This is a genomic window from Actinospica acidithermotolerans, assembly GCF_018139625.1.
Taxonomy (GTDB): domain Bacteria; phylum Actinomycetota; class Actinomycetes; order Streptomycetales; family Catenulisporaceae; genus Actinospica; species Actinospica acidithermotolerans.
In genome coordinates this window covers 1-2,520 of record NZ_JAGSOH010000255.1, presented here as the reverse complement: position 1 = coordinate 2,520, position 2,520 = coordinate 1, and the positions used below count along the sequence as shown (strand labels likewise).

At 72.4% G+C, this 2,520-nt stretch carries 1 protein-coding gene; it reads left to right on the top strand.

Annotated elements, in window-relative coordinates:
• The first annotated feature begins 215 nt into the window (after positions 1-215).
• Positions 216-2,345 carry an ATP-dependent DNA helicase gene (locus KDK95_RS37300; protein ID WP_282971766.1) on the top strand — a complete coding sequence of 710 codons (2,130 nt, stop codon included), beginning with the start codon at positions 216-218 and terminating at the stop codon, positions 2,343-2,345.
• Positions 2,346-2,520: the final 175 nt, after the last annotated feature.

Sequence of the window (2,520 nt, the reverse complement as noted above, 5' to 3'; positions counted from 1 at the left end):
GCCCGAGCCCCAGAACCCGACCGAGCCGCCGACCTCAGTCTGAGGCGCCGCAGACGTTCGTCCGGCGGGCAGTCGACCTCCGTCCGGCGGGCCGCTGGCGCTCGTCCGCCGGTAGGCCGACTCCCGTCCGCCGGCCGGCCGACCTCCGTTTGGCGGGCGCCGTACCCACCCGCACGGTCCGCGACTGTCAGCCCAACCCCTTAGGCTTATCCGCCATGGGAAAAGCTGATCTCGACGGGTTGCTGGACGCCGCGGTGGGCGCGGTGGGCGGTGCACCGCGCCCCGGTCAGCAGCAGATGGCCAAGGCGGTCGCCGAGTCGCTGAGCCACGGCGACCCGCTGCTCGTCGAGGCCGGCACCGGCACGGGCAAGTCCCTCGCCTACCTCGTCCCCGCGATCGCGCACGCCCTGGCGCGCAAGGAGCGCCGCGTCATCGTGGCCACCGCGACGCTCGCCCTGCAGCGGCAGCTCGTGGCCCACGACCTGCCGCTGATCAGCGAGGCGCTGGCCCCGCAGCTCGACCGCGCCCCCGAGTTCGCGCTGCTCAAGGGCCGCAACAACTACGTCTGCCTGAACAAGATCAACTCGGGCGGCGAGGAGGAGGCCGAGCAGGACGGCCTGTTCAACCCGAAGGAGCTGTCGGACATGGGCCGCCAGGTCCTGCGCGTGCGCGAGTGGGCCGAGGAGTCCGAGACCGGCGACCGCGACGACCTCGCCCCCGGCGTGTCCGACCGCATCTGGAGCACGGTCTCCGTCAGCTCCCGCGAATGCCTCGGGGCGGGCAAGTGCCCCTTCGGCCAGGACTGCTTCGCCGAGCTCGCCCGCGAACGAGCCCGCTCCGCCGACCTCGTCGTCACCAACCACGCGCTGCTCGCCATCGACACCTTCGACGGCGACGTCAAGGTGCTGCCGGAGCACGACGCCGTCATCATCGACGAGGCCCACGAGCTCGTCTCCCGGGCCACCGGCGCCGACTCCGGCGAGCTCACCGCGGGCCTGGCCGACCGCGCCGCCCGCCGCTGCCACCGCCACATCGACGAGCTGGCGGCCCAGAAGCTGGACCTCGCCGCCGCCGAATTCGGCGCGGAACTCGACGAGGTGGAGCCCGGCCGCCTCAACGACCTGCCGGAACCCCTGGCCGCCGCACTCTCGATGCTCCGCGACGCGGCCCGCGACGCCGTCTCCGCCCTGGGCAAGAGCCGCAACAGGGAAACGGGCGACGAGGGAGCACGGCGGCAGGCGCAGGCCGGCGTCGAGCAGCTCTTCGAGATCACCGACCGGATCCTGCAGCACTCCGAGTACGACGTCGTCTGGCTGGACCGCTCCGAGCGCATGACCGCGCTCAGGATCGCCCCGCTCTCGGTCGCCCAGCAGCTCCGCCGCCGCCTCTTCGCCCGCACCCCGGCCATCCTCACCTCGGCCACGCTGAAGATCGGCGGCAGCTTCGACTCCGTCGCCGGCACCCTGGGCCTCTACCCCTCCGAGCGCGCCGACCGCTTCGAAGGCGAACGCCCCGACCGCACGGCGATGATCGAGGCGCAATCCGCGGGCGGCAACGGCGACGATGGCGGCGGCATCGACGGCGGCGCGTCCGACGACCCGTCAGATGCCGGCGCAGCAGAGGCGGACGAGACCAAGGACCACCCCATCCCCTGGCAGGCCCTGGACGTGGGCTCCCCCTTCGACTACCCGAAGCAGGGAATCCTCTACACCGCCAAGCACCTCGCCGCCCCCGGCCGCGAACTCGGCGAGGAGCAGTTCGCCGAGATCGCCGAGCTCATCGCCGCGGCGGGCGGCCGCACCCTGGGCCTGTTCTCCTCCATGCGCGCGGCGGACGCGGCGGCCACCGAGATGCGCCACCGCCTCGACTACCTCGGCTACCCGATCCTGCTCCAAGGCGAGGACTCGCTGCCCCAGCTCATCCAGCGCTTCAGCCAGGACCCGCGCGCCTGCCTGTTCGGCACGCTCTCGCTCTGGCAGGGCGTCAACGTCCCCGGCCCGTCCTGCCAGCTGGTGATCATCGACCGCATCCCGTTCCCTCGCCCCGACGACCCCCTGGCCAACGCCCGCCAAGAGGCCGTCGCCAAGTCCGGCGGCAACGGCTTCATGGCCGTAGCCGCCTCCCACGCAGCCCTCCTGCTGGCCCAGGGCGCGGGCCGCCTCATCCGCGCCCAGAACGACCGCGGCGTAGTCGCCATCCTCGACTCCCGCATCGCCACCGCCCGCTACGCCACCTTCCTGCGCGCCGGCCTGCCCGCCTTCTGGCCGACCAGCGACCCCCAGACCGCCTACGCCGCCCTCCGCCGCCTCGACGAGGCAGCGAAGGAGCTGGAGAAGGAGAAGTAGGTCGAGGTGAGGTAGGCGGTCTGCCCGCGGTTCGTATTCTGCCCGGCTTCCGCGGACCCTGCGATGTCGGCGACGTTCGGGTTCTGCTATTTTCGAACGCGTTCAATTAATGCTCGTGGACCCTGGGGAGGGGACGCCATGGCAACGAACGATCCGCCCGACGCCGCGACGGAAC